Below are 25359 nucleotides of genomic sequence, written 5' to 3'. Positions count from 1 at the left end.
TGCCAAGACCGCCAAAGCCTGGAATGCCCGCATTCCGCCACGACTTTCGACGTGTTGCGCGCCATAGCCGCGAATGGGAGGGCGGCCAGCGCCGCGACATTTCCTGACGCGAGCTACAAAACTTGTAGCTCGCAATTTGGAGGAAGGCCGGTGATCCGTGCCCTCGCCTGCGCTCATTCGCCGCCACAAGCCGTAACAACTGCTTTGAGAAGCGAGAGAAAAGCGGACGAGGACGCCTGCGATCCCAAGAAAGCCGACTGGCATGCATCTTGCGATGAAGAGGGCAAAACCTTCTGCCGGCGGATCGTGAAATGGCGTATCGGATATATTGCGACTTTGATGGAACGATTGCGACAAGCGACGTGACCGACGTGCTGCTGGAAGCCTTTGCGGCACCTGGCTGGCGCGACATCGAAGCCCAATGGCAGGCGGGCCTGATCGGCTCCGCCGTTTGCATGGCCCGCCAGGTGGCGCTGCTGCATTGCAGCCGCCCTGCCCTCGATCATCTGCTCGACGCCGTCGACATCGATCCTGGTTTCGTCGATTTCGTCGCCTTCTGCCGAGACCATGACATCGAGCCGATCATCGTCAGCGACGGCCTCGATTACGCCATCCGGCGCATCCTGTCGCGCGTCGGCCTGGGCGACCTGCCGGTTATCGCCAATCGCCTGATGTTCCTGGCCGAGGATCGTCATGCCATGCTCAGCCCGTATGCCTCCTCGGCCTGTCATTCGGCGGCCGGAACCTGCAAATGCGAAGCCGTGCGTTCGGCCGGCACCGCGGAGACGCACACCACCATCCTGATCGGCGACGGACGTTCCGACTACTGCGCGGCCGGGGTCGTCGATCTCGTCTTTGCCAAGGCAGGCCTGCGGGAGCACTGCCAGGCCAACGGCATCGTGCACCTGCCCTATGCGGATTTTGCCGAGGTCACCCGGCTCCTGGCCGAGCGGCTGCCAAACCTCGGCGCGGCCGGCTTGGCCGACCTTCCCACACACGCACCCAGCGGCGCCTTTCTCGGACAGGAAAAGCAAGCCGCCCTGCTGGAAGCCGGCATCCCCGGCAGGGTGCTGCCATGATGCCGATCCGGGTCCTGGATCTCGACGGCAGCCTACCCGGCCAGGGGCCGGTCGCCCGGCGCCTGCAGTCCGGCCAGGCTGTCCTGCATGACCTGCGCTCGCTTGGGCCGGCCCTGCGTCTATGGGCACGCCGCCAGGCCTATGCCGCCTTCGAGAGCTTCTGGGCCAGCCTGCCGGCCTCGTCGAGACCGGCGCTGACGCTGGTGGGTTCGGGTGATTTCCACCACCTCACCGCCAGTTTCATCGCCTCGGCTCCGGGGCCGCTGACCGTACTCCATTTCGACAATCACCCCGACTGGTGCTGGACCATGCCCCGCCGCCATTGCGGATCCTGGGTCAACGAAGCGCTCGCCCTGCCGCATGTCCAGCGCGTCGTCACCATCGGCCCCTGCAGCGACGATCTCGTGCGTCCAGATCGCAAGGGCGCCAATCTGGAGGCTCTATCGAATGGACGGCTGGAACTCTTCCCCTGGTGGCATGGTCCCTCGGAAACACGCAAGGCCGTCCGCAGCGGCGCCGGGCATGTCGCCGCCGACGGGCTGATCCGCTGGCACAATCTGGTGGACCAGGACTGGGGCGACTTCCTTTGCGCCCTGATGGAGCGTGTGCCGACCGAGCGGATCTGGATCACCATCGACAAGGACGTGCTGCCGCCGACGGAAGCCGTGACCAATTGGGACCAGGGTGGACTGCCGCTGCAACGCCTGATCGAAGCCATCCGACGCCTGGCAGCCAATTTCAGCGTGGTCGGCGCCGATATCTGCGGCGAATACGCGCCGATCCGCCACCGCAATCCCTTCAAGCTCATCGAGGCCCGGCTCGACCAGCCGCGTTCCGACGCCGAACCCGATCTCTCCGTCAATGCCCATACCAACGAGCGGCTGATCGCCGCCTTCGAGGCTGCCCTATGAACGGTTTCGCCCTTCTGGTCCTCTTCGGCACGATCCTGTGCGACGTCGTCGGCCAGCTCTGCTTCAAGGCGGGCCTCGACGGCGTCACGGGCGGGGATTCCTCGCGGCCGGTCTGGCTCAAGGTCACGACGACGCCGTTGATCTGGCTGGGCGTGGCGACCTACGCCATCGAGATCGGCGCCTGGCTGTTCGTGCTGTCGCGCATGCCGCTGAGCGTGGCCTTCCCGCTGGCGAGCCTCTCCTATTGCGGCATTGCACTCGCCAGCCGCTTCATTCTCAAGGAACCGGTATCGCGCCGGCGCTGGCTTGGAACCGCTCTCATCGCCGTAGGCGTCGCCATTGTGGGGACCTCGACATGAACGTCCATACCCCTATCGGCAAGTCGGAGGCCGAAAGCTCGCCGGCTCCCGCCCAGCCCCATGCCTTTCACTATGCCGGCGGCCCGACTGCCATCCTGTTGATCCATGGGCTCACCGGCACGCCGGCCGAGTTGAAGCTGGTCGCCAAGGGTCTCGTGAGGGCCGGCTATTCGGTCTACGGCGTGCAGCTTGCGGGCCATTGCGGCAGCGAGGCCGACCTCACCGCGACCGGCTGGAAGGACTGGCTCGCCAGCGCGCTCGAAGCCTTCGACCGGATCCGCCAGGACCACGACGCCGTGTTCGTCGGCGGCTTGTCGATGGGCGCGCTGCTAGCCCTACTGGTGGCATCCCACCGGTCCGACCGGGTGGCCGGCTGCCTGCTCTATTCGCCGACTATGTTCTATGACGGCTGGAGCGTGCCGCGCGGCAGTGTGCTTTTGCATGGGGCCATCCTGCTCGGGCTCGGGCGCTTCTTCCGCTTCCGCGAGAATTTTCCCTACGGCATCAAGGACGACAGGCTGCGGGCCAGGGTGCAGGCCGCCATGGAGTCCGGCCGCAGCGAAGAGGCGGGCCTGCTTTATATGCCCGGCCGCAGCCTTGCCCAGCTTCTCTATCTCATCCGGGACCTGAAACCGCGCCTGCCCGCCTTGCGCATGCCGGTCCTGGTCCTGCATGCCCGCGAGGACGACGTCACCAGCATCCGCAATGCCAATTACCTGGCGGCCAATCTTGGCGGCAATGTCGAGAAGATCCTGCTGGAGAACAGCTACCACATGATCACGCTCGACCAGGAACGTGAGCTGGTGATCGATCATTCCGTCGGTTTTCTCAAGCGTACCGAGCCCCGCCGGCTTGCTGCTCCCAGCCTGAGCCTGGCGCTCAATCGAGGACGATCATGACGCTCACCGCCGTCGTCGAAAACTCGATCACCGCCTTCGACAGCGCGGACTGGAACCGCTGCTTTCCGTCCGACCCGGAGAACTGGGCCTTCTATCGCGCCTGCGAGGAAGCTGGCCCGCCCGGTTTCACCTGGTACTACGCGGCCATCCGCGACAATGGCCGCCTGGTCGCCGTGGTGCCAGCCTTCGGCACCGAATATCGCCTCGACACCACCGTGCAGGGCGTCCTGAAGCGGATCACCAACCAGGTCCATCGCCTGCTGCCGGCCCTGCTGTCGCTGCGCCTGATTGCCTTCGGCTCGCCGGTTGCCGAGATCTGCCATCTCGGCTTCGCGCCGGAGGTGCCGGCCTATGACCGCCCGGCCTTGCTCAGGCGCATCGTCACCGCGCTGCAGGAATTCGGGGCGGCCAAGCGCTACGGCCTGCTCGGCATCAAGGATGCTCCTGCCCGGGACGACGGCCTATGGCGAGGCGCGCTCGCGCCGAGCGGCTTCACGCGTCTGCCCGGCCTGCCCACGGCCGTGCTCGACCTGCCTTACGGCAGTTTCGACGGCTATCTCGAGAGCCTGAGCAAGGCCACCCGCAAGGATATGCGGCGCAAGCTCAAGGCCTTCAAGGATATCCGGGTCGAGCAGCGCCGTAATATCGACCACGTGGTCGGCGAAGTGTCGGCTCTCTATGAGCAGACCGTCGCCCACAGCGACCTGCAGTTCGAATATCTGCCGCCGGACTATTTCCCGCAGCTGCTGCGCTTTCTCGCCCCGGAGGCCAGTGTCTTCCTCTACTGGCACGACGACGAGCTGGTCGCCTTCAATTTCGTGATCGAGACCGCGGATCGCCTGATCGACAAATATATCGGCATGAACTACGCCGTCGTTCCGAAATTCAATCTCTACTTCAACAGCTGGCTGCACAATGTCCGCTATTGCATCGAGCGCGGCATCCCCGTCTACCAGAGCGGCCAGGCCTTCTACGGCCCCAAGCTGCGGCTCGGCTGCCGCTTGCAGCCCAATTGGCAATATTTCCGCCATCGCAACGCGGCAATTAACACCATATTGCAAGTCGTCGCCAAATTCGTGCGGTTGGACCGTTTCGATCCCGCGATCGCCAATCTCGTGAAGGAAGCGGCATGACCAACGCGATATCCGCCATGCGCCCGGACTACCGCAATACCCTGTTCGCGTGGCTGCTCCTGCTCGTGTTCGAGACCACCTCGCAGCTTGCCCTCAAGATCGGCGGCGAAGCGCTGGCCCATCTGCCCTTCGACCTGGCCTGGCTCATGCAAGCAGCAAGCAATCCCTGGGTCATCGTCGGTGTCTTCGGCTATCTCGGGGCCTTCTCGGCCTGGATGGTCATCCTCGATCGCATTCCGCTCAGCTTCGGCTTTCCCCTCACCGCCGTGGTGATGCTGGTGGTTGCCATCGCCTCCCACTACGTCTTTGGTGAAGAGCTCACACCCTGGCGCCTGGTCGGCATCGGCCTGATCGTCGCAGGGGTGGTCGTCATGGGAGGAGGCGACGGGTGACGATGCTCACCGTTCTCTATAAATGGTGGAGCCGGTCGATACGCTGGAAGCTCGTCGGCGTGTTCGTGATCATCAGCGTCATCCCGATGCTGATCGCGACCAAATTCGCCACGCAGGTCGTCTCCACCACCTTCGAGGACAATGTCGAGGCCTGGCTGTTCCAGACCTCGCACTTCTTCGTGGCCAACATTCTCGACCAGCGTCGGGAAACCGCCAGCATCGCCGACGTGCTCGCCGAGAATGGCAGCCTGACCGCTCTCGTCACCGGGCAGTCGCGCGAGATGCCACCGGCAGTGTCGCATATGATCAACGCGCTCGGCTACGACCTCCTGCTGATCTCCGACAATGAAGGCAGGGTCGTTTTCTCCTCCAAGCCCGCCACCAACATCACCAGCGTGCCCTTCGGCGAGGGGCAGAAGCTCTATCTCGACGTGATCGACGGTACGCCGACCCTGATGGCAGCGGGTTCCAGCACCTTCGACTATCAGGGCCAGCGCTACCATGTGCTGATCGGCACGCTGGTCGACCAGAGCTTCGTCGCCAATATGGGAGCGCTGTCGTCGCTGACCGTCCGCCTCTACTACAAGGTCAACGGTCAGTTCACGCAGGTCTACGCCTCCGGCGGCCAAACCTCAGTGGCGTTGCCCCCGGCAACGCTGGCCGAAGTCGCCGGCAACGCCGCTGACGAGTATACATCCGCCGACATCGACGGCGAGGATACCTCCATCGGCATCTATGCGCCGATCCGTGACGGCAACAATCTCATCGGCGTGCTGTTTTGCGGCCTCAGTTCGGAGTCGGGTATTGCCGACTGGGTGACGAGCAAGAACCTGTTCATCGCCATCTTCGCCTTCGGCATGCTGCTGTCGCTCGGTGCCGGGTTGATCATGTCGCGCCTGCTCACCAGCCCGGTCATCCGCCTTGCGGAAGGCGTCAACGCCATCGCGAAGGGCGATTTCACCCAACGCGTGCCGACGCGCCGCCATGACGAGCTCGGCCAGCTTTCCACCGCCTTCAACTCGATGGCCCAGCAGCTGGAGGGTCTGCGCAAGATGGAGGCCAAGCTCAGACGGCGCGAGCGCATGACCACGCTCGGCGAGGTCGCCGCCGGCCTCGCCCATGAGGTGCGCAATCCGCTCGGCATCATCAAGACGTCCGCCGAACTCCTGCAGAACGGTGCCAATCTGACCGAGGTGGAAACGCGGCGCCTCGGTTATGTCATCGACGAAGTCCGCCGCATCGACCAGCTCATCCGCGACTTCCTGGCCTTTGCCCGGCCGCCGCAGCGCATGATGGACCTGGCTCCCGTCGATCTGATCGACCGGGTTCTCGGCAGTTGCCAGAGCGAGATCGAGCATCAGAAAATCCTTGTCAACGTCGAGGATGAAAGCGGCGGTGCCCGCATCCATGTCGATCGCGACCAGATGATCCAGGCCTGCCTCAACCTGGTGCTCAATGCCCTGCAAGCCATGGAAGGAATGCCCGAACTGGCGACGGCACCCGGCCTTGCCGTTCGCCCGCGCCTCGATATCCGCATCGCCAGCGAAGGAGACGAGGTGCATTTCATCTTTGCCGATAATGGCCCGGGCATCCCGCCAACCCTGATCGACCGCATCTTTGATCCCTTCGTCACCACCAAGGACAGCGGCACCGGCCTCGGCCTCGCCCGCGTCTTCGCAGTTGCCGAGGGCCATGGCGGCTGGATCGAGGCCCGCAACGCTGCGCATGGCGGCGCCATTTTCGAACTCGTGATACCCGCATCCCAACGGAGGGCAGGCGATGTCCCAAACGATCCTGCTCGTTGACGACGAGGTGAAGCTGCTCGACGTGCTGAGCGGCGTGCTGGAGGGGCTGGGCTACCGCCCGCTCACCGCCAGCAGCGGTGCTGCCGCGCTCGAGCGGCTGGAGCAAGAACCCGTCGACCTCGTGCTCAGCGATCTGCGCATGCCCGGCATGAGCGGGCAGGAATTGCTGGCCGAGATTCACCGTCGCCATCCCTCGATGCCGGTGGTGATCATGACGGCCTATTCGACGGTGCGCGACGCGGTCCAGGCCATCAAGGATGGCGCCTTCGACTATATCGACAAGCCGATCGAGCAGGAGGAACTGGCGACGACCCTCGCCAACGCGCTGCGCCTTCACGAGGCCCTGCGCGACAATGAACGGCTACGCCAGGAATTGGCGGGGCGCTACAAGTTCGACACGCTGGTGGGCAAGTCTCCGGCCTTCCAGAAGGTGCTGCGCGCGGTCAGCGAAGTGTGCGAACAGCGCACCACCGTGCTGCTCACCGGCGAAAGCGGTTCGGGCAAGGAAGTGGTGGCGCGCGCCATCCACTTCAACAGCCCGCGCCAGCGCAAGCCCTTCGTCGCAGTCAATTGCGCCGCCATTCCCGAAGCGCTGCTGGAAAGCGAGTTCTTCGGTCATGTGAAGGGCAGCTTCACCGGCGCGGTCAGCAACCGCGTCGGCCGCTTCGCCCAGGCCGAGGGCGGCACGCTCTTCCTCGATGAGGTTGGTGACATGCCGCTGAACCTGCAGGCCAAGATCCTGCGCGTGCTGCAGGAGCGTCAATATGAACCGGTGGGCGCGACGGGGTCGCGCACGGCGGACGTGCGCATCATCGCCGCGACCAATCGCGACCTCACCCAGATGGTGGCTGAGAACAAGTTCCGCGAGGACCTTTATTACCGCCTCGCCGTTTTCCCGATTGCCTTGCCCCCGCTGCGCGAACGCGCCGAGGACATTCCGCTGTTTCTCGATCTTTTCGCCGACGACCTCGCGCCCACGCTCGGCAAGCGCGACATCCGTTTCAGTCCCGATGCAGTGCGCGTGCTGGCCGCCTATCGCTGGCCCGGCAACATCCGCGAATTGCAGAACTGCGTGGAACGTTCGCTGATTTCGGCACGTGGCCCGGTGATATCGGCCACCGACCTGCCGCCCTACATCGCCGAAAAGCCAGGTAACGGCGCGGCGCAGGACTTCCCCATTCAACTCGACGATGCAGCTGCCGCCTTCGAGCGCGGTCTCATCGTCGAGGCCCTGAAGCGGGCCGATGGCGTGCAGGTACGCGCTGCCGAACTGCTCGGGATCAATGAGCGCAGCCTTTGGCACCGGTTGAAGAAATACGACATCACCGTCTCCAAGACGGTCGGGCCGCGCTCCTAGCGTCGCCCCATAGGAGATCATGAGATGGCTTCCACCCTGGACCGCATCCTGCGCTGGGCTTTTGCGAGGATCGTCAGCCACGGCAATCTGACGGTGGTGACGCCCGCCGGAACCAGGCTCGCCTTCGGTGACGGCAGTGGCGAAGCGGTTACCGTCCGCCTGACCGACCGGGCTGGCGTCATCGCTCTACTGACCGATCCCGACATGCGGCTCGGCGAGCTCTACATGGACGAGCGCTTCCTGGTCGAGCAGGGCTCGATCTACGATTTCGTCCATCTCATCCTGCGCGAGGGCCAGAACCAGACCCATCCCCTGCCCGCGCGCCTGATCGATCGTACCCGCGCCGCCCTGCGTCGATTCCGGCTGCGCAACCTGCCAAGCCGTTCCAAGCGCAATGTCGCCCATCACTACGATCTCGACGGACGCCTCTACAATCTGTTCCTGGATGCCGACCGGCAATATTCCTGCGCCTATTTCGAATATCCGGGCCAGAGCCTGGAGGGTGCTCAGGCTGCCAAGAAGCAACACATCATCGCCAAGCTGCGGATCGGGCCACAGCACAAGGTGCTCGACATCGGCTCAGGCTGGGGTGGCCTCGCCTGCTCGATTGCCGAAGCGGGTGCAAGCGAGGTCCGCGGCGTCACCCTGTCGGAAGAGCAACTCGCCTTTGCCCGCGCGCGGCCCAAGGGTGCCGCCGAAGGCCGCATCCATTTCGACCTGACCGATTATCGCAGCGTCCAGGGGCATTTCGACCGCATCGTTTCCGTCGGCATGTTCGAGCATGTCGGCCTTGCCCATTACGAGACCTACTTCAGGACGGCGGCCCGGCTCCTGGCCGATGATGGGGTGATGCTGCTCCACACCATCGGCTGCTCGGCCGAACCCGGCTTCACCACGCCCTGGCTCGACAAATACATCTTCCCCGGCGGCTATATTCCCTCGCTCTCGGAGATCCTGCCGGCCATCGAACGCGCCGGGCTGATCGTCACCGATGTGGAGGTGCTGCGCTTGCACTACGCCGAAACCCTGAGAGCCTGGCGCGAGCGCTTCCTGGCGCGCTGGAGCGAGGCCGAGGCGCTCTACGACGCTCGTTTCTGCCGGATGTGGGAATATTACCTTGCCGCCGCCGAGGTTGCCTTCCGCTGCGAAGACCTCGTGGTGTTCCAGATCCAGCTCGCCAAGTCCAACCAGGCCCTGCCGATGACGCGCGACTATATCGCCGCGGCGCACCCACCGGCCGCCGGCAATTTTACAAATGTAGACACGCAACTCGACAGCGCGGCCTGAGACGGCGCGCGCCAACTGCTCCCGCCCGGCTCGCCGCCGGGCAAACCTTCGAACGCAACGAACTGATGGAATAGCCGCAAGAACATCCTTCAACACCACTGAACGGTGACGACCATGGCCCATATCGTGCTGATCAATCCGCGCTTCGAGGCTTCCTATTGGGGATTGGAACATGCCCTACCCCTGTTCGACGCCAAGGCCAACCTGCCGGTCGCCTGCCTGCCCTTGCTGGCAGCGCTGACACCACCCGAACACACCGTGACCCTGATCGACGAAAACGTCAAAGCAATCGACTACGAGCTCTGCGCCCGGGCAGATATTATCGGCCTCACCGGCATGATCGTACAGCGTTTCCGCATGCGCGAGATCCTCGACGAACTCAAGCGCCACAATTGTTTCGTGGCGGTCGGCGGGCCCTGGATCACCGTGCGGGAGGACTATTTCGGCGATGATGCCGACGTCACCTTCGTCGGTGAGGCCGAGGAAAGCTGGCCGCGCTTTCTGGATGATTGGATCCAGAACCGCCATGCCCGCCGCTACGAACAGGCCGACAAAACCGACATGAGCACGGTGCCGGTACCGCGCTTCGACCTTCTCAAGATGGACGACTACGCCGTCGGCAGCGTGCAGTTCTCGCGCGGCTGCCCGTTCACCTGCGAATTCTGCGACATCATCGTGGTGTTCGGTCGCAAGCCGCGCATCAAGACCAGCAGGCAAGTCATCGCCGAACTGGAGGCGTTGCTGGCGACAGGCATGGATACCGCCTTCATCGTCGACGACAACCTGATCGGCAACAAGAAGGCGATCAAGGACGTGCTGCGTGACGTCATCGCCTGGCAGGTCGCGCATGACTATCCGATGACCTTCGTCACCGAGGCCTCCATCGACCTCGCCGACGATGCCGAGCTGATGGAGCTGATGGTCGACGCCAATATCAGGGTGGTATTCATCGGCATCGAGACGCCGAACGAGGCGGCCCTGCGCGAAACCAAGAAGCTGCAGAACGTGCGCAAGGGCGCCACCATGCTGGAGAAGGTCCACACCATCCAGCGCAGCGGCATCGAGGTGTGGTGCGGCATGATCCTCGGCTTCGACAGCGACGATGCCACCATCTTCGAGGCCCAGCGCCGCTTCATCAAGGACTCGCGCATCGTCAATGCCATGGTGGGCATGCTCGCAGCCATTCCCAAGACGCCGCTCTATAGCCGCCTCGCCAAGGAGGGCCGCCTCGACCTCGCCGACCGGCAGCCCTACGGCACCAATGTCATCCCCCTCAATTTCAGCCGCGAGGCGTTGCGCGACGGCTATCTGGACGTAATGGCCGATCTTCACCAGCCCCAGGCCTATTTCGATCGCCTGGATGCCCTCTATCTCGACGAGCGCATCAGGCCCGAACGCTCGAGGCTGCGGCATCTGCGCCGCCATCCGCTGCGTTTGGCAAGGCTCAACCTGATGTGGTTGCTCGAGGCCGCCGGCATCTTCCTGCGCCTGATGCGCCGGGTACCCCAGAAGGAACTGCGCCGGGTCTATCGCCAGCGCCTGTGGACGATGCTCAAACGCCGGCGCTCACCGGTGGTAATGCAGATCTACGCGATCAAATGCGCCATGCACTACCACGCCCACACCATGATCACCGACATGCGGGCCGGCCGGATCGTCAACTCGTTCTGAAAAATCTGGAACAAGCTTGCGCTCGGCCTAGCACGACAGTTGCGTTTGTCTAAAGGGAACGGGATATGCGGAGCGTCAGCCTCCTGGCTGACATTCCAATCCGCCAGCAAGCGCTTCGTTTTCAAGATGTCAGCCAGGAGGCTGATACTCCAAATCCCTTTCGAGTGAAGATGGCAACTGTAGTCCTAGAACAAAACGACTTCTCCCTGAATTGTCATTTTGCTCCAAATCCTTGTTTTTAGGCGTTTTATTAGTCGAAAAGTCTATCGATTTTTCTGGAAAACGCTCTAGCAGCACCCCGCCTTACCTGCATTCGAACTGCAGCACGCTGTCGTCCCGGCCCGTTGGTCGAGCCGATGGCGCGGCTTGCAAATCGCCCGGCGCGCCTCGAGTTTCAGGACGACCCGCTCGCTGCCGGTGATTTCAAGTGCACCGACGTCGAATATCCGCATGGGCTCGCCGGGCTGACCCACCTCGAAGGTGAGCCGGGCATCCGCTTCGAGCTCCAGCCTTTCCGCGACCCGTTGCAGAATTCGTTCGAATTTGGCGACGGACATGAAATCCCCGTCGGCGGTCGCCTCGATGTCCTCGACCTGCAGGATCGTTTCTCGCCAGGCATCCGGATTGCCGCCACAATCCAGGGTGACGAACGAGCCCGCCTTGACCTCGGTGACATGATAGCCGGGCCGTATCGTCCGCTCGCCATAATGCAGCACCAGCCCCTTGCCGGCATGCGGCTTCAACGCAGCTCGGAAACCGTCGAGCGAGGCATCGCCGTCAAATTCGATCGTCAATGGGCTGGCAGAAGCGTTCATGTTGGTGTATCCATCATTTCAATGAGTCTTGAGATGTTGAGATAAACATGGACGAAAAGCAAGCCCTCAATGCCTTCGCCGCCCTATCCCAGGAAACGCGGCTGAGGATCGTCAAGCTGCTGGTGACGGCTGGCCCGGGCGGCTTGGCGGCGGGCGCGATTGGCGAGGCCATGGACGGCGCTTCCTCCTCGCGCATGTCGTTTCACCTCAGCCACCTCGAACAGGCCGGTCTGGTTGAATCGCGCCGTGAGGGACGTTCGATCCTCTACAGCGCGGCCTATCCGGCGCTTTCCGGCCTGATCGAATTCCTCATGCGTGACTGCTGTCAGGGCCACCCGGAAGTCTGCAATCCCGCCGTCGCCTCGCTCTCGGCGTGCTGTGCTCCTCGAAAGGATATCCCCCATGCCTGACCCGCACGCGCCTTCGCACATCTACAATGTGCTGTTCCTGTGCACCGGCAACTCGGCCCGCTCGATCCTGGCCGAGAGCATCCTGCGCAAGGATGGCCGTGGCCGCTTCAACGCCTTCTCGGCCGGCAGCAAGCCCAGGGGCAGCGTCCATCATTTCGCACTGCATTGCCTGGAACGGGCTGGATATCCGATCGAAGGCCTGCGCTCGAAGAGCTGGGACGAGTTCTCCGGGCCTGATGTGCCGCAGATGGATTTCGTCTTCACCGTCTGCGACGACGCGCATGGCGAGACCTGTCCGGTCTGGCCCGGGCACCCGATGTCGGCCCATTGGGGCATCGAGGACCCGGCTCGTGTCGAGGGCAGCGACATCGAGAAGGAAACGGCGTTCGTCACGGCGCTGCGTTTTCTCAAAAACCGCATCAATGCTTTCACCGCTCTGCCAGTCGCCAGCCTGGATCAGGCATCCCTGCGCGCGCAGCTCATCGAGATCGGCCAATCCGAAGGGGCAACCTCGCCCCGCAACAGCGCGGCATGACGGCCAGCATGGATATCGTTATCTATCACAATCCCGATTGCGGCACTTCGCGCAACACACTGGCCTTGATCCGGCAATGGGGGACTGAGCCCCATGTCATCGAATATCTGAAAACGCCTCCCTCACGGGCCCTGCTGGCTCGGCTCGTCGAGCGAATGGGTATCGGCGTGCGAGCGCTGATCCGGCAGAAGGGCACGCCCTATGCGGAACTCGGATTGGATTCGCCTGATCTGACCGACGATCAGCTCCTGGATGCGATGATCGCACACCCCATCCTGATCAACCGGCCCATCGTTGTCAGTCCACTTGGCGTGAAGCTCTGCCGACCGTCCGACGTCGCGCTTGATCTCCTTCCTCAAGCAATGGCACGCTCGAGGATCGAAAAGGAGGAAGGTGTTCCCTTCCTGAAGGACGTCGCCGCAGCTCCGACCAATCCGGCCTTTGTCGCCGCCCTCCAGGCGGAAAACCTACCGGTCGACGACCTCGCCGAGCCAGGCCGCAGATTCTTTGCCTATCACACACTCGACGGCCAGCCTGTCGGCTTTGGCGGCTATGAGTTGCAGGGCGACGAGGTTCTGATCCGATCGGTCGTGGTACCGCAGGAGGCGAGAGGAACGGGGATCGGCCGCAACATCGTGCCCTTGCTGCTCTACCGGGCTTATGAAGCTGGTGCAAAGCGAGCCTGGCTCCTGACGACATCGGCATCTAATTTCTTCTCTCGCGTCGGCTTCAAGCCGGTAGAGCGGGCAGCTGCGCCCATCGCAATCCTGGCGACACGCCAGGCGTCATCGCTTTGCCCCGCCAGCGCGGTGCTCATGACCCGCAAGATCAGTTTCTGACATGTCCACATTCGAACGCTACCTGACGCTCTGGGTTGCCCTTTGCATCCTCGCCGGCATTGCACTCGGCCATTTGATGCCGGCGGCCTTCCAAACCATCGGCGCCGCCGAGATCGCCAAGGTCAATCTCCCGGTCGCCGTGCTGATCTGGCTGATGGTCATCCCCATGCTGCTGAGGATCGACTTCGCCGCCCTGCGCGAGGTCGGCCGGCACTGGCGGGGCATCGGCGTCACCCTCTTCATCAATTGGGCCATCAAGCCATTCTCCATGGCATTGCTCGGCTGGCTGTTCATCGGCTGGCTGTTCCGGCCCTATCTGCCGGCTGTCCAGATCGACAGCTACATCGCCGGGCTGATCATCCTCGCTGCGGCGCCCTGCACCGCCATGGTGTTCGTCTGGTCGAACCTGACCAAGGGCGAGCCGCATTTCACCTTGAGCCAGGTCGCGCTCAACGATGCCATCATGGTCGTCGCCTTCGCGCCGATCGTCGGCCTGCTGCTCGGCCTCTCGGCGATCGCCGTGCCATGGGGCACGCTCGTCCTGTCGGTCGGGCTTTATATCGTCATTCCGGTGATGGTGGCGCAGTGGTTTCGCCGTCGCTTGCTGGCCACCGGAGGCCAGGCGGGGCTCGACCATTTTCTCGCGCGCATCGGCCCCCTCTCCCTGCTGGCGCTCCTCGCCACGCTGGTGCTGCTGTTCGGCTTCCAGGGCGAACAGATCATCGCTCAACCCCTGGTCATCGCGCTGCTTGCCGTACCGATCCTGATCCAGGTCTATTTCAATGCGGGGCTTGCCTATGTGCTCAATCGCATCGCAGGCGAGCAGCATTGCGTCGCCGGCCCCTCGGCCCTGATCGGCGCCTCCAACTTCTTCGAGCTTGCCGTTGCCGCCGCCATCAGCCTGTTCGGCTTCAACTCGGGGGCCGCCCTGGCAACCGTCGTCGGCGTGCTGATCGAAGTGCCGGTGATGCTGTCCGTGGTGTGGATCGTGAATCGGTCCAAGCCTTGGTATGAGCGGGGTTCCTCCGCGGCCGTAGCGGAAGGACGCGATGGATGACGAACGACCTGCCCAACATCGCCGCTGATTGCGTGCAAATCCCCTCACTCGATCGTCTGCGGCCGAAGGTGTCGGAACATCCGCCACGCATCCTGATGCTCTATGGCTCGCTGCGGGAACGCTCCTACAGTAGGTTGCTGACCTTGGAAGCGGAACGGCTCCTCAGGCATTTCGGCGCAGAGACCCGGATCTTCGATCCGCATGGCTTGCCGCTGCCGGACACCGAGCCGGCAGATCATCCCAAGGTCCGCGAACTACGGGAGCTGTCGCAATGGTCAGAGGGGCAGGTCTGGTGCAGCCCTGAGCGCCATGGTGCCATGACAGGTATCATGAAGGCACAGATCGATTGGATTCCCTTGTCGATCGGAGCGGTACGCCCGACCCAGGGCAAGACGCTTGCCGTCATGCAGGTCTCAGGCGGTTCGCAATCCTTCAATGCGGTCAACCAGATGCGCGTCCTCGGCCGCTGGATGCGAATGATCACCATCCCCAACCAGTCCTCGGTCGCCAAGGCCTATGAGGAGTTCACGCCCGACGGTCGCATGAAGCCCTCATCCTATTACGAACGCGTCGTCGATGTAATGGAAGAACTGGTCAAGTTCACCCTGCTGACGCGCGATGCCTCGGATTACCTCACTGACCGCTACAGCGAGCGGAAGGAAGCACACGCAGCCCTGGAAGCCCGTCTCAAACTGACGGAAGTTCGATGACTCAACCCCGCGCTGGCCAGACTACCATCATCGGGGCGGCACGGATCTTTGCGCTGAGGGCTTCCTTGGCGCCCGCCTATCGGAATTTCAGGCCGAAGGAATAGCTCAGGCTGAGGCCCACCGTGTTCTGGTTGATCGAACCGAAACGCTTCACGACCGGACTGTCGGCGGCATCGCCCGTCAGGCGTTCGAACTTGTCGTAGAGCGTCGCTTTCCAGGCCGGCGAAAACTGGTAGGAAATCGAGGCCAGGGCGCCATAGGCCTTGATGCCGGCTGAGGGGTCGTAGGGTACGACCTGGCCGTTGCGCACGGCATCGCGCTCCGTCACACCGAAGGAGGAGCGCATATAGGTGCCGTTGCCGACCGACAGGCGTGGGCCGATGGAAAAGGTGAAGGCGTCATAGGGCTGTACCCAGTCGGCCGAGAAATCGGCGACCAGCCCCTGCCCCGCCCGCAAGGCCTGGCGCACTTCCACCCGGGCGCGGAGTTGGTTCTCGATCAGCCAATATTCCATGAACAGACCGGCATCCAGCGTCGCGGGAACCGTATGCACGCCGGTGAGGTCCCGCTCATCCGATCGCGAGCGGCCGCCACGAAAATCGGCGGCGGGCCCGATGGCAAAGCCATGGCTTTCGAACACCGAAAACGAGAACGCGTCATCGGGGGCGCCCCATCCGGGTGCCTCCCCTGCTCGCCTGATGTCGAAATCGGAGGGCAGCACGGTGACGCTGGTTTTCGAAGCGCCCTCATAGGTCGGTCCATACTGCGTCCCGACCCCCACCGTCACGATCCAGTCCGGACCAGCGTCGGGCTGTGAGGAAAAGTTCAGCACCGAATAGGGAGAAGGTTCATCGGCATGCACTTGCGAGCCGGGCATGAATGTACCGGCTGCAAGGCCAAGGAAAGCCAGAACGGGCAATACTCTCGAACGCATGGACGCGACATCCTCAAATTGCATCGTACTTGCGGCGCGTTCCGTCGTGTTGACAAGCAAAATTAGGCTAGAGCCTTAAGATTTCATGGGCATGACGTGATTGCGCCACAGCAGGGAGAACGGTTCGACGCCAGGCGTGACCGTCGATCATCATGCCCGCACCGGCGTCAGCTTGGCCGCAAGATAGAGGCGGTTCATCAATTTGAGCTGGTCAGGCGCGCCTGGCGTCGTCGGCGCGTCCTTGCGCATCATGCCGACCATGGTCTTCATATTGTTGAGCACGACTGCGGCAATGTCGTCCGCTTCGGCCTCCGCCAGGCCTGGCGCGTTGGCCATCAGCGCAGCACGTACGCCGGCTAGAGCCTGGGCGCGGAAGCGTAGGCGGATCTGCGTCCAATCCGTCCTGGAATCCAGCAGGGCCGTAACGGCTCGCGCCTGGGGATGAAGCTTCACCAGGAGATCGATAAGGATGTCCGCCAGCTGCTCCGGCGTAGCGCCTGCTGCCTGATCGCGCACGGCGTCATAGGCAGCGGCAAGCACCGTTGCATAATGATCCATCAGCGCATCCGCCACCGCGTCCTTGCTGGGGAAGAAGCGATAGAGCGAACCGATGCGGGCATCGGCGCGCAGGGCGATCTCCGCCATGGTGGTCGCCTCGAAGCCCCGCTCCTGGATCACCTCCGCCGCCGCCTCCAGCAGTTCGGCGACGCGCTGCCGGCCGACCTCGCGCTGGGGCGCCAAGGTTTTGCGTTTCTGACTTGACAAATTTGAGTCCATCCTCAAATAGATATGAAGCTTGAGTAATTCCTCAAATAGATAGCGACCTTCCCTGTGCCGTGCAACCCGGCGAAGGTCAGTCGAGAATTTCGCGAAAGGATGGTTTCATGCCCGCTCTGTCCGCCAGCACAACGGCCCTTGTCCTTATCGATCTGCAAAAAGGCATTGTCGGTACGCCCACGGAGCCCTATTCGGGCTCGGAGGTACTCGCCCGGGGACGTCAGCTCGCCAGGCTTTTCCGCGCTGCCGGAGCGCCCGTCATCCTCGTCAACGTCGCCTTTTCTGCCGATCGCGGCGATGCCCTCAAGGCACCCGTCGACCAGCCCATGAGAGTACCACCCGGCGGATTTCCCGAAGACTGGGCGGATCTGGCCGATGAACTTGCAGAGCCCTCCGATCTCAGGGTCACCAAGCACCAATGGGGCGCCTTCTACGGCACCGAGCTTGATTTGCAGCTGAGGCGCCGCGGCATCACCACTGTGGTCATCGGCGGCATCGCCACCAATATCGGTGTGGAATCGACAGCCCGCGCCGCCCATGAGCACGGCTATGCCGTCGTGCTGGTGGAGGACGCCTGCGCGGGCCGCGCTACCGACATGCACGCCTTCGCCTTCCAGCGCATCTTCCCACTGCTCGCCCGCGTGACCAAGGCGGACGACATCGTGCTGCAGCCATGAGAAGCCCGGGTGCACGGCCGGGCCTTGCCCGGCTCTCCCTGCAATCAGCGCCGCAGAGCCGGCGGTGGGCCATATTGCTGGCCTGTTCCATCCTGCTTGCGGCCGCGCTGCAGGTTCTGAGGCTTCCTGCTGCCTTCATGCTCGGCCCCCTCGTCGCCGGCGTGCTGCTCCAGATGGTTGGCGGACCAGTCAAAGTTCCTTCCCCTCTGACCGCGGCAGCACAAATGATCATCGGATGCCTCATCGCCCAGGCGATCAATCCGACGATCATCGCCAGCCTTGCCCGGCAATGGCCGATATTCTGTATCACGGTTGCTTTGGGCGTTGCCGCCAGCACGCTGATCGGATGGAGCATGAGCCGCTTGCGCATCATTGCCGGCAGCACGGCTGTCTGGGGCATGCTGCCCGGTGCCGCCACCGTGATGATGGTGATGGCAGAGGCCTATGGTGCCGATTTCCGTCTCGTCGCCTTCATGCAATATCTGCGCGTGGTGCTGGTGGCCGTGGCGGCATCGCTGGTCGCCTTGTTCTTCGTGCAGGGAGGCGGCGGGCGCTTTGTGACCGGCTTTTTCCCGCCGATGGAGTTCGTCGACCTCCTGGCCACGGCCGCGATCGCACTTGCCGGCGGCGGCATCGGCCGCTTCCTGCGCATACCGGCGGGCATGCTCCTCGGCCCTATGGCACTCGGCGCCCTTTTCAACGTCTTGGGCTGGGTTCGAATTGAACTGCCGCCGGTCGTACTGATCGCAAGCTACGCGTTGATCGGCTGGAACACCGGCCTGCGCTTTACGCCGGAGATCCTGGCTGCCGCCGCTCGGGCATTGCTACCGAGCATGGCTGCGACCATCCTTCTCATGGCCTTCTGCGGATTTCTGGCCTGCCTGCTGGTGATCTTCCTGCATGTCGACCCGCTGACGGCTTATCTCGCCACCAGCCCGGGCGGTGTCGATGCCGCTGCGGTCATCGCAGCCTCGACCCATGTCGATACCGCCTTTGTCATGGCCATGCAGACGGTTCGGATGATCGTGCTGCTGGCCGTCGGCCCCAGTGTGGCGCGATGGACCGTTGGAATGCTCGGCCGGACGGCTTCCGAGGCGGGGTCGGTTGATCCCGACTAACTGGTAGCCATCCCGGTTCTCGAACCAATCAAATCAAAAACCGGGATGGGTGCGTCTGAGCCTGGGTATCGCATAAGCCTCATTGATAGATGGGGAAGCGGGCGAGCAGGCCGCTCACCTCCTGGCGCACGCCGGCTTCCACGGCAGCATTGCCCTCCTCGCCATTGGCGGCGAGACCATCGATCACCGCCAGTGTGAGGCGGGCGACCTCCTTGAATTCCTCGACCGTGAAGCCGCGTGTCGTGCAGGCTGGCGTGCCCAGGCGCACGCCGGAGGTGACCATCGGCCCCTGGGGATCGAAGGGAATGCCATTCTTGTTGCAAGTGATGTGAGCCCGGCCGAGCGCCGCTTCCACCGCCTTGCCGGTGAGGTTCTTGCGGGTAAGGTCCACCAGCATCAGGTGGGTATCGGTGCCACCCGACACGATGTCGACACCGCCGGAGGACAGCGCGTCGGCGAGGGCTCTGGCATTGTCGACGACATTGGCGGCGTAGGTCTTGAACGCAGGGGTCAGCGCCTCGCCGAAGGCCACGGCCTTGGCCGCGATGACATGCATCAGCGGGCCGCCCTGCAGGCCGGGGAAGACCGCCGAATTGATCTTCTTGCCGATCTCCTCGTCATTCGACAGCACCATGCCGCCGCGCGGACCGCGCAGGGTCTTGTGCGTCGTGGTCGTCACCACATGGGCATGGTCGAGCGGGTTGGGGTGGACGCCGCCGGCGACCAGGCCGGCGAAATGCGCCATGTCGACGAAGAGCTTGGCGCCGACCTCGTCCGCGATCTCCCGGAAAGCCTTGAAATCGATAATGCGCGGATAGGCCGAGCCGCCGGCCAGGATAATTTTCGGCCGATGCGTCCTGGCAAGGTCGCGCACCTGATCGAGGTCGATGCGGTGCGTCTGCGGGTCGACGCCATAGGAAACCACGTTGAACCATTTGCCCGACTGGTTGACCGGCGCGCCATGGGTGAGATGGCCGCCGGCGGCGAGGTTGAGGCCGAGAAAGGTATCGCCCGGCTGCATCAGGGCCATGAACACCGCCTGGTTCGCCTGGCTGCCGGAATTGGGCTGCACATTGGCAAAGCTGCAGTTGAACATCTGCCGCGCCCGCTCGCGGGCAAGGTCCTCGACCTCGTCGACATGCTGGCAGCCGCCATAATAGCGCCGCCCCGGATAGCCCTCGGCATATTTGTTGGTGAGGACCGAGCCCTGCGCTTCCAGCACGGCCCTGGAGACGATGTTTTCCGAGGCGATCAGCTCGATTTCCTCGCGCTGGCGATGGAGCTCACGACCGATCGCACCGCTGACCGCCGGATCGGCCTTGGACAGGGTATCGTGAAAGAAATGGCCGATATCCGTGCTATCGGTTCTAACGGGGCTGTCCATGAAACTCCTCCCTTATGGCGCCCGAAGGCGCTGATATGACCATCGTCAGCCGGTCCAACCGAGCCCGGCCGAGATGCAGTTGATCGAAAGCAGCAGGGCATTGACCGCCCGCTTGGGGCTGGCGGACTTGCCGTCCTGGGCGCGGACTTCGCGCAAGAGCTGGACCTGCAGGCGGTGGATCGCATCCATCTGCGGGCGGGTCTGGTCGAAATGACGCTTGAACGAGGGAAACCGCTCCGAAAGGGCTAGTCCGCCATTGACCTCGGCGATCATCTTGCGGGTCAGCTCATATTCGGCCGCGATCTTGCGGTAGATGCGCTCGCCTACCTCGCTGTCCTGCACCAGCGAGGCATAGAGACGCCCGATCTCCATATCGGTCTGGTAGAGCCCCTTGTCGACCTCGTCGACGACGAGACGGAAGAAGCGCGAGCGTTCGAACATCTGGCGCAGGAGATCGAGCCCGGCCTCGCCGCGGACGCCGACAAAGGAGTTGAGCGCGCTGCCGATGCCGTACCAATTGGTGATCAGGTGCCGGTTCTGGCTCCAGGCGAAGACCCAGGGGATGGCGCGCAGGTCGGCAATGTCACGGGCCCCGAAACGCCGAGCCGGGCGCGAGCCGATCTTGAGCAGCGACAATTCCTCGACCGGGCTCGCCTGGTTGAAATAGTCGATGAAGCCGGACTCGCGGATCAGGCCGGAATAGGTTGCCTGCGACATGCCGGTCAGCGCTTCCAGCGCCTCGTTGAACTCGGGGTTGTCCTTGAGCTGGCTCTCGTTGCGCGACTTGACCGAATGCGCGAACACGCTCGCGGCCAGGATCTCGAGCTGGTAGAGGCCGGTGCCGCGATTGGCGAATTTCGACGATACCACCTCGCCCTGCTCGGTGACGCGCATCACGCCGTCGATGGTGCCGGCCGGCTGGGCCGCGATGGCTCGGCCGGTCGGCGCCCCGCCGCGGCTGACCGAACCGCCGCGGCCATGGAAGAAGCTGATCTTGACCTTGCGCTTGACGCCGAGGGCGGTGATGCGCCGCTGGGCCTTGCTCAGCTCCCAATTGGACGCAAGGAAGCCGCCATCCTTGTTCGAGTCGGAATAGCCGAGCATCACTTCCTGGCGGTTGGCGAATTCGCGCACCGATCGGCGCACGATGGAAAGGCCCAGCAGCTGGTCGAGAATGTCGGGGGCAGCCCGCAGGTCCGCGATGGTCTCGAACAGCGGCACCACCCGCAGATTGATGGTGCCGCTGCCGTCGGCGGCCGTGGCTAGACCGCTATATTGCGCCAGCAGATAGACGGCGAGCAGGTCGTCACAGGAGCGCGTCATCGACAGGATGAAGGCGCCGATCGCGCCTGCACCCGGATCGGCAGAAGCCTCGCGGATGACGTCGAAGAGATCGAGCAATTCCCGGGCTTCGTCGGACAAGGTTGCCCGGTCAAAAACCGGTCTCCGGCCCGATTGCAGTTCGGACCGCAGGCGCGCGCTCCATGGGCCGGTTTCCGGCTGCGGAGAGTCGCCTCCCGCGATCTGGCCGAACAGCTCGGCCAGCACGCGATTGACCACGGTGGAATTCTGCCGGATGTCGAGCGAGACGGTCCGGAAGCCGAAACTCTCGACCTGCTGGCGCAGGGGACGAATGAGGCGCCGTGCCGTCAGGGAGCCGCCAAGCCGGACGAGGACGTTTTCCAGCTCGCTGAGATCGGCGTTGAAGGTGTCCGCGCGAACATAGGGCTCTGCCATGGACTCGCTGCGCATGGCACGCAGGCGCTCCAACATGCCCGCCGCGAACTGACGCAGCGGCTCTCCCGGGTTGCGGGCCATGACGGCCGATGCGGCACCCGTCGAGCGCAGGAGGCGCTCGAGGGCCTTGCCGAAATCCTCGGGAATGTCGACGACATTGGCGCTGACGCTGAGCAAGGTCACCAGACGGCGCACCTGCTGAATGTACCAGCCGATGATGGCCTGGCGGCAGGCATCCAGCGCATAGGCCGTGGTCTTGGCCGTGACATTGGGGTTGCCGTCGCGATCGCCGCCGATCCAGGAGGCGAAATGCAGGAAGGACGGCACCTTGAGGTCATATTCCGGATAGTGGCGTGCCAGCGCCTCCTGGGCCGTCTCGTAGATCCGGGGTGTCGCCTCGAAGATGACCTCGCGGAAGAAGTGGAGGCCCCAGGCGATTTCGCGCTCGACCGAGGGGCGTTCGAGCCGCAATTCGCCGGACATCCACAACAGCTCGATCTCGCTCGCGAGATCGTTGACATGCTGCTCGCGCTCGCGCGGGGCCCAGCGATGCTGCTCCAGTTCGGTGAGCTTGCGATAGATGCGGCGGTGGATCTCGAGAACGGTGACGCGCTTGGCTTCGGTCGGATGGGCCGTCATCGTCGGCCCGACCCACAACTGATCGAGCGCGGCCTGCACTTCCTCGGCCGGATAGCCGGCGGAGGCGATCTCCCCCATCACATTGGAAAAGGAGCCGACGATCTCGTCGGCGCCGCCGACCTGCTCGAGCTCACGCCGGGCGCGCATGGCCAACAGCTCGTTGGCGATGGTGACCAGCTGGAACCAGATCCCGGTCGCCTGCAGGGCGCAGATGCGTTGCTTCTTGTCGAGCGTATCCAGCGGTTCGGTGCCGACCAGCACCGCAGCCAGGGATGGTTCGCGTTCGCTAACGACGGATAGCAGCAGCCTGAACAGCAGGCTGCGTACATCCTCGCGGAAACTGAGTGGCCTGCTCTCGTCCAAGGCGTCCCCCGTTCGCTGGAGCAAAGCGCGTTCGAGTGTGACCGCTCGTTTGCTCTCGCTCTTTGTTTCGACGCGCCTTTGCGATTCGAGGTGACCCCATCTCATCGCAAAACGCTCTAGCCACGATCCCGCAGGCGGCCCGATACCGGCCTTTCGCCTGTTCCCCCGAATGCTTGGTTCTGGGGATTTTTGGTTGGCTTAGCAGACCGCGTTTTGCCCCGGTTGGAAACGCCCGGACGGGTAGAAATCCTGCTCGTTCGGGTGGTGGAAAGACTGGCCGCCCGGATGACACCGATTGCCCTGCCGAGCAATGACGGGCCGTCGCCTCCGTCCGGACGTGCAGGCGAAGGATGTGTGGCGAGCCTGCAAAAGAAAACGGGGGCGGCCAAGGCCGCCCCCGCATGATTGAAACCACCGATTACCCGAAGATCAGACGAGATCGAAGCGATCGGCGTTCATGACCTTGGTCCAGGCGGCGACGAAGTCGGCGACGAAGCGGGCCTTGGCATCGTCGCTGGCATAGACCTCGGCCAGGGCGCGCAGCTGGGAGTTGGAGCCGAACACCAGGTCGGCGCGGGTGCCGGTCCACTTCACCTCGCCCGTGGCGCGGTCGCGACCCTCGAACACGTCCTCGGCTGCCGAGGTCGCCTTCCAGGCCGTGCCCATGTCGAGCAGGTTGACAAAGAAGTCGGTGGTCAACACCCCCGGCCGGTCGGTCAGCACGCCGTGCTGGCTGCCGCCGGCATTGGCGCCGAGCACCCGAAGGCCGCCGACCAGCACGGTCAGTTCCGGCGCCGTCAGGCCCAGGAGCTGGGCCCTGTCGACCAGCAGCCCCTCGGCCGGCACGCTGTAGGTCGTCTTCAGATAGTTGCGGAAGCCGTCCGCCACCGGCTCCAGCACGGCAAAGGATTCCACATCCGTCTGTTCCTGGCTCGCATCGGTGCGGCCCGGCGCGAAGGGCACCGCCACGTCCTGCCCGGCCTGCCTGGCCGCCTGCTCGACCGCGGCATTGCCGCCCAGCACGATCAGATCGGCCAGCGAGACTTGTCTGCCACCGGCCTGCGCCGCGTTGAAGCCCTGCTGGATCTCCTCCAGCACGCCGAGCACCTTGGCCAGCTGCGCCGGCTGATTGACCGCCCAGTCCTTCTGCGGCGCCAGGCGGATGCGCGCACCATTGGCCCCGCCCCTCTTGTCGGAGCCGCGGAAGGTCGAGGCCGAAGCCCAGGCGGTGGAGACCAGCTCGGCGGTCGACAGGCCCGAAGCCAGGATCCTGGCCTTGAGCTCGGCCGCGTCCTTGTCGTCGATCAGGCCATGGTCGACGACCGGCAGCGGATCCTGCCAGATCAGCTCCTCGGCCGGAACCTCCGGGCCGAGATAGCGGGCGCGCGGACCCATGTCGCGATGGGTCAGCTTGAACCAGGCCCGGGCAAAGGCATCGGCGAAGGCGTCCGGGTTCTCGAAGAAATGCCGGGAGATCTTCTCATAGGCCGGGTCGAAGCGCAGCGCCAGGTCCGTGGTCAGCATGGAAGGAGCATGGCGCTTGGAGCGGTCATGCGCATCCGGCACCGAGCCGGCACCCGCCCCATGCTTGGGCTGCCACTGATGGGCACCGGCCGGGCTCTTGGTCAGCTCCCAGTCATAGCCGAACAGGTTCCAGAAGAAGTTGTTGCTCCATTTGGTCGGCGTCGAGGTCCAGGTCACCTCGAGCCCCGAGCCGATGGTGTCGCCCCCCTTGCCGCTGCCGAACTGGTTGTGCCAGCCAAGGCCCTGCAGCTCGATGCCGGCCGCCTCCGGCTCCGGCCCGACATTGGCGGCATCGCCGGCACCATGGGTCTTGCCGAAGGTGTGGCCGCCGGCAATCAGCGCCACCGTCTCCTCGTCGTTCATCGCCATGCGGGCGAAGGTCTCGCGGATGTCGCGCGCCGCCGCCAGCGGATCGGGATTGCCGTTGGGGCCTTCCGGATTGACATAGATCAGGCCCATCTGCACGGCGGCCAGCGGGTTCTCCAGATTGCGGTCGCCGCTGTAGCGCTTGTCGTCGAGCCAGACGTTCTCGCTGCCCCAGTAGACGTCCTCTTCGGGCTCCCACACGTCCTCGCGGCCGCCGGCAAAGCCGAAGGTCTTGAAGCCCATCGATTCCAGCGCGCAATTGCCGGTCAGGATCATCAAATCGGCCCAGGAGATCGCGTTGCCGTATTTGCGCTTGATCGGCCAGAGCAGGCGGCGGGCCTTGTCGAGATTAACGTTGTCGGGCCAGGAATTGAGCGGGGCGAAGCGCTGCTGGCCCGCACCCGCGCCACCGCGCCCGTCGCCGGTGCGGTAGGTGCCGGCGCTGTGCCAGGCCATGCGGATGAACAGCGGGCCGTAATGGCCGAAATCGGCCGGCCACCATTCCTGCGAATCCGTCATCAGCGCAAAAAGGTCCTGCTTCAGCGCCGCCAAGTCGAGCTTCTTGAATTCCTGCGCATAGT

General features: G+C 64.0%; 24 protein-coding genes and 1 pseudogene. 19 read left to right on the top strand and 6 right to left on the bottom strand.

Annotated elements, in window-relative coordinates; translation table 11 throughout:
- Positions 1 to 150 precede the first annotated feature (150 nt).
- The 11 genes from ACTJKX_RS29275 (at position 151) to ACTJKX_RS29225 (ending at position 10893) form a co-directional block, all read left to right on the top strand.
- Positions 151 to 366 (top strand): hypothetical protein, encoded by a 216-nt coding sequence (locus tag ACTJKX_RS29275; RefSeq protein ID WP_440727401.1) that lies wholly within the window; start codon positions 151 to 153, stop codon positions 364 to 366.
- Complete coding sequence (locus tag ACTJKX_RS29270) at positions 363 to 1079, top strand: HAD-IB family phosphatase (RefSeq protein ID WP_394312009.1); 717 nt, start codon at positions 363 to 365, stop codon at positions 1077 to 1079. Before ACTJKX_RS29275 ends, ACTJKX_RS29270 begins: the two co-directional genes overlap by 4 nt.
- On the top strand, positions 1076 to 1990 hold the full coding sequence (locus tag ACTJKX_RS29265; RefSeq protein WP_311945004.1) for an arginase family protein: 915 nt from the start codon (positions 1076 to 1078) through the stop codon (positions 1988 to 1990). Before ACTJKX_RS29270 ends, ACTJKX_RS29265 begins: the two co-directional genes overlap by 4 nt.
- The gene (locus ACTJKX_RS29260) at positions 1987 to 2349 is read left to right on the top strand and encodes an EamA family transporter (RefSeq protein WP_311945002.1); all 363 of its coding nucleotides are present in this window, start codon (positions 1987 to 1989) and stop codon (positions 2347 to 2349) included. Before ACTJKX_RS29265 ends, ACTJKX_RS29260 begins: the two co-directional genes overlap by 4 nt.
- Positions 2346 to 3248: an alpha/beta hydrolase gene (locus ACTJKX_RS29255; protein ID WP_311945001.1), complete on the top strand. Its 903-nt coding sequence runs from the start codon at positions 2346 to 2348 to the stop codon at positions 3246 to 3248. The genes ACTJKX_RS29260 and ACTJKX_RS29255 overlap by 4 nt, the downstream gene beginning before the upstream one ends.
- A complete protein-coding gene (locus ACTJKX_RS29250; RefSeq protein ID WP_367624336.1) occupies positions 3245 to 4381 on the top strand; it encodes a GNAT family N-acetyltransferase in 1137 nt (378 codons plus the stop codon). Before ACTJKX_RS29255 ends, ACTJKX_RS29250 begins: the two co-directional genes overlap by 4 nt.
- Positions 4378 to 4773, top strand: coding sequence for an EamA family transporter (locus tag ACTJKX_RS29245; RefSeq protein WP_440727400.1), 396 nt, complete (start codon positions 4378 to 4380; stop codon positions 4771 to 4773). Before ACTJKX_RS29250 ends, ACTJKX_RS29245 begins: the two co-directional genes overlap by 4 nt.
- A 2-nt stretch (positions 4774 to 4775) precedes the next feature.
- The gene (locus ACTJKX_RS29240) at positions 4776 to 6578 is read left to right on the top strand and encodes an ATP-binding protein (RefSeq protein ID WP_440727438.1); all 1803 of its coding nucleotides are present in this window, start codon (positions 4776 to 4778) and stop codon (positions 6576 to 6578) included.
- On the top strand, positions 6553 to 7935 hold the full coding sequence (locus ACTJKX_RS29235) for a sigma-54-dependent transcriptional regulator (protein WP_149249678.1): 1383 nt from the start codon (positions 6553 to 6555) through the stop codon (positions 7933 to 7935). The genes ACTJKX_RS29240 and ACTJKX_RS29235 overlap by 26 nt, the downstream gene beginning before the upstream one ends.
- A gap of 24 nt (positions 7936 to 7959) precedes the next feature.
- Positions 7960 to 9222, top strand: a complete 1263-nt coding sequence (locus ACTJKX_RS29230) for a class I SAM-dependent methyltransferase (protein ID WP_394312006.1) — start codon at positions 7960 to 7962, stop codon at positions 9220 to 9222.
- 114 nt (positions 9223 to 9336) lie between these two features.
- On the top strand, positions 9337 to 10893 hold the full coding sequence (locus ACTJKX_RS29225; RefSeq protein WP_440727399.1) for a DUF4070 domain-containing protein: 1557 nt from the start codon (positions 9337 to 9339) through the stop codon (positions 10891 to 10893).
- A 287-nt stretch (positions 10894 to 11180) separates the two neighbouring features.
- Here the strand turns inward: ACTJKX_RS29225 and ACTJKX_RS29220 are convergent, their stop codons facing one another.
- Positions 11181 to 11708: a DUF6428 family protein gene (locus tag ACTJKX_RS29220; protein WP_440727398.1), complete on the bottom strand. Its 528-nt coding sequence runs from the start codon at positions 11706 to 11708 to the stop codon at positions 11181 to 11183.
- A gap of 47 nt (positions 11709 to 11755) precedes the next feature.
- Between ACTJKX_RS29220 and ACTJKX_RS29215 the strand changes: the two genes are divergently transcribed.
- The 6 genes and pseudogenes from ACTJKX_RS29215 (at position 11756) to arsH (ending at position 15259) form a co-directional block, all read left to right on the top strand.
- Complete coding sequence (locus ACTJKX_RS29215) at positions 11756 to 12118, top strand: ArsR/SmtB family transcription factor (RefSeq protein ID WP_367624330.1); 363 nt, start codon at positions 11756 to 11758, stop codon at positions 12116 to 12118.
- The gene (locus ACTJKX_RS29210) at positions 12111 to 12653 is read left to right on the top strand and encodes an arsenate reductase ArsC (protein ID WP_440727397.1); all 543 of its coding nucleotides are present in this window, start codon (positions 12111 to 12113) and stop codon (positions 12651 to 12653) included. Before ACTJKX_RS29215 ends, ACTJKX_RS29210 begins: the two co-directional genes overlap by 8 nt.
- A gap of 8 nt (positions 12654 to 12661) precedes the next feature.
- A pseudogene (gene arsC / locus ACTJKX_RS29205) lies at positions 12662 to 13048 on the top strand (arsenate reductase (glutaredoxin)); the annotation flags it as partial.
- On the top strand, positions 13031 to 13492 hold the full coding sequence (gene arsN2 / locus ACTJKX_RS29200) for an arsenic resistance N-acetyltransferase ArsN2 (RefSeq protein ID WP_440727437.1): 462 nt from the start codon (positions 13031 to 13033) through the stop codon (positions 13490 to 13492). The pseudogene arsC and the gene arsN2, both read left to right, overlap by 18 nt.
- A gap of 1 nt (position 13493) precedes the next feature.
- Positions 13494 to 14549 (top strand): ACR3 family arsenite efflux transporter, encoded by a 1056-nt coding sequence (arsB, locus tag ACTJKX_RS29195; RefSeq protein ID WP_440727396.1) that lies wholly within the window; start codon positions 13494 to 13496, stop codon positions 14547 to 14549.
- Positions 14546 to 15259, top strand: coding sequence for an arsenical resistance protein ArsH (gene arsH / locus ACTJKX_RS29190; RefSeq protein ID WP_440727395.1), 714 nt, complete (start codon positions 14546 to 14548; stop codon positions 15257 to 15259). Before arsB ends, arsH begins: the two co-directional genes overlap by 4 nt.
- A 76-nt stretch (positions 15260 to 15335) precedes the next feature.
- Here the strand turns inward: arsH and ACTJKX_RS29185 are convergent, their stop codons facing one another.
- Positions 15336 to 16193, bottom strand: coding sequence for a MipA/OmpV family protein (locus ACTJKX_RS29185; RefSeq protein ID WP_440727394.1), 858 nt, complete (start codon positions 16191 to 16193; stop codon positions 15336 to 15338).
- A 150-nt stretch (positions 16194 to 16343) separates the two neighbouring features.
- Positions 16344 to 16958 (bottom strand): TetR/AcrR family transcriptional regulator, encoded by a 615-nt coding sequence (locus ACTJKX_RS29180; protein ID WP_394311995.1) that lies wholly within the window; start codon positions 16956 to 16958, stop codon positions 16344 to 16346.
- A 119-nt stretch (positions 16959 to 17077) separates the two neighbouring features.
- Between ACTJKX_RS29180 and ACTJKX_RS29175 the strand changes: the two genes are divergently transcribed.
- Complete coding sequence (locus tag ACTJKX_RS29175) at positions 17078 to 17647, top strand: hydrolase (RefSeq protein WP_440727393.1); 570 nt, start codon at positions 17078 to 17080, stop codon at positions 17645 to 17647.
- Positions 17644 to 18765, top strand: a complete 1122-nt coding sequence (locus ACTJKX_RS29170) for an AbrB family transcriptional regulator (RefSeq protein ID WP_440727392.1) — start codon at positions 17644 to 17646, stop codon at positions 18763 to 18765. The genes ACTJKX_RS29175 and ACTJKX_RS29170 overlap by 4 nt, the downstream gene beginning before the upstream one ends.
- 79 nt (positions 18766 to 18844) lie before the next feature.
- Here the strand turns inward: ACTJKX_RS29170 and glyA are convergent, their stop codons facing one another.
- The 3 genes from glyA to katG form a co-directional block, all read right to left on the bottom strand.
- Complete coding sequence (gene glyA / locus ACTJKX_RS29165; RefSeq protein ID WP_440727391.1) at positions 18845 to 20149, bottom strand: serine hydroxymethyltransferase; 1305 nt, start codon at positions 20147 to 20149, stop codon at positions 18845 to 18847.
- Positions 20150 to 20194: 45 nt separating this feature from the next.
- Positions 20195 to 22888, bottom strand: coding sequence for a phosphoenolpyruvate carboxylase (locus tag ACTJKX_RS29160; RefSeq protein ID WP_440727390.1), 2694 nt, complete (start codon positions 22886 to 22888; stop codon positions 20195 to 20197).
- A gap of 429 nt (positions 22889 to 23317) precedes the next feature.
- Positions 23318 to 25359 (bottom strand): catalase/peroxidase HPI (gene katG, locus ACTJKX_RS29155; protein WP_440727389.1); only part of this gene is annotated, 2042 nt, incomplete at its 5' end.

The organism is Labrys sp. 22185 (assembly GCF_052045555.1).
Classification (GTDB): domain Bacteria; phylum Pseudomonadota; class Alphaproteobacteria; order Rhizobiales; family Labraceae; genus Labrys; species Labrys neptuniae.
This window is presented reverse-complemented; position numbering and strand designations above follow the sequence as displayed.

Bases quoted from the DNA above. Each gene is read 5' to 3' on its own strand.
- ACTJKX_RS29265 (WP_311945004.1), top strand. From the start codon at position 1,076: ATGATGCCGATCCGGGTCCTGGATCTCGACGGCAGCCTACCCGGCCAG.
- ACTJKX_RS29260 (WP_311945002.1), top strand. From the start codon at position 1,987: ATGAACGGTTTCGCCCTTCTGGTCCTCTTCGGCACGATCCTGTGCGAC.
- ACTJKX_RS29255 (WP_311945001.1), top strand. From the start codon at position 2,346: ATGAACGTCCATACCCCTATCGGCAAGTCGGAGGCCGAAAGCTCGCCG.
- ACTJKX_RS29250 (WP_367624336.1), top strand. From the start codon at position 3,245: ATGACGCTCACCGCCGTCGTCGAAAACTCGATCACCGCCTTCGACAGC.
- ACTJKX_RS29245 (WP_440727400.1), top strand. From the start codon at position 4,378: ATGACCAACGCGATATCCGCCATGCGCCCGGACTACCGCAATACCCTG.
- ACTJKX_RS29240 (WP_440727438.1), top strand. From the start codon at position 4,776: ATGCTCACCGTTCTCTATAAATGGTGGAGCCGGTCGATACGCTGGAAG.
- ACTJKX_RS29235 (WP_149249678.1), top strand. From the start codon at position 6,553: ATGTCCCAAACGATCCTGCTCGTTGACGACGAGGTGAAGCTGCTCGAC.
- ACTJKX_RS29230 (WP_394312006.1), top strand. From the start codon at position 7,960: ATGGCTTCCACCCTGGACCGCATCCTGCGCTGGGCTTTTGCGAGGATC.
- ACTJKX_RS29225 (WP_440727399.1), top strand. From the start codon at position 9,337: ATGGCCCATATCGTGCTGATCAATCCGCGCTTCGAGGCTTCCTATTGG.
- ACTJKX_RS29220 (WP_440727398.1), bottom strand. From the start codon at position 11,708: ATGAACGCTTCTGCCAGCCCATTGACGATCGAATTTGACGGCGATGCC.
- ACTJKX_RS29215 (WP_367624330.1), top strand. From the start codon at position 11,756: ATGGACGAAAAGCAAGCCCTCAATGCCTTCGCCGCCCTATCCCAGGAA.
- ACTJKX_RS29210 (WP_440727397.1), top strand. From the start codon at position 12,111: ATGCCTGACCCGCACGCGCCTTCGCACATCTACAATGTGCTGTTCCTG.
- arsB (WP_440727396.1), top strand. From the start codon at position 13,494: ATGTCCACATTCGAACGCTACCTGACGCTCTGGGTTGCCCTTTGCATC.
- arsH (WP_440727395.1), top strand. From the start codon at position 14,546: ATGACGAACGACCTGCCCAACATCGCCGCTGATTGCGTGCAAATCCCC.
- ACTJKX_RS29185 (WP_440727394.1), bottom strand. From the start codon at position 16,193: ATGCGTTCGAGAGTATTGCCCGTTCTGGCTTTCCTTGGCCTTGCAGCC.
- ACTJKX_RS29175 (WP_440727393.1), top strand. From the start codon at position 17,078: ATGCCCGCTCTGTCCGCCAGCACAACGGCCCTTGTCCTTATCGATCTG.
- ACTJKX_RS29170 (WP_440727392.1), top strand. From the start codon at position 17,644: ATGAGAAGCCCGGGTGCACGGCCGGGCCTTGCCCGGCTCTCCCTGCAA.
- glyA (WP_440727391.1), bottom strand. From the start codon at position 20,149: ATGGACAGCCCCGTTAGAACCGATAGCACGGATATCGGCCATTTCTTT.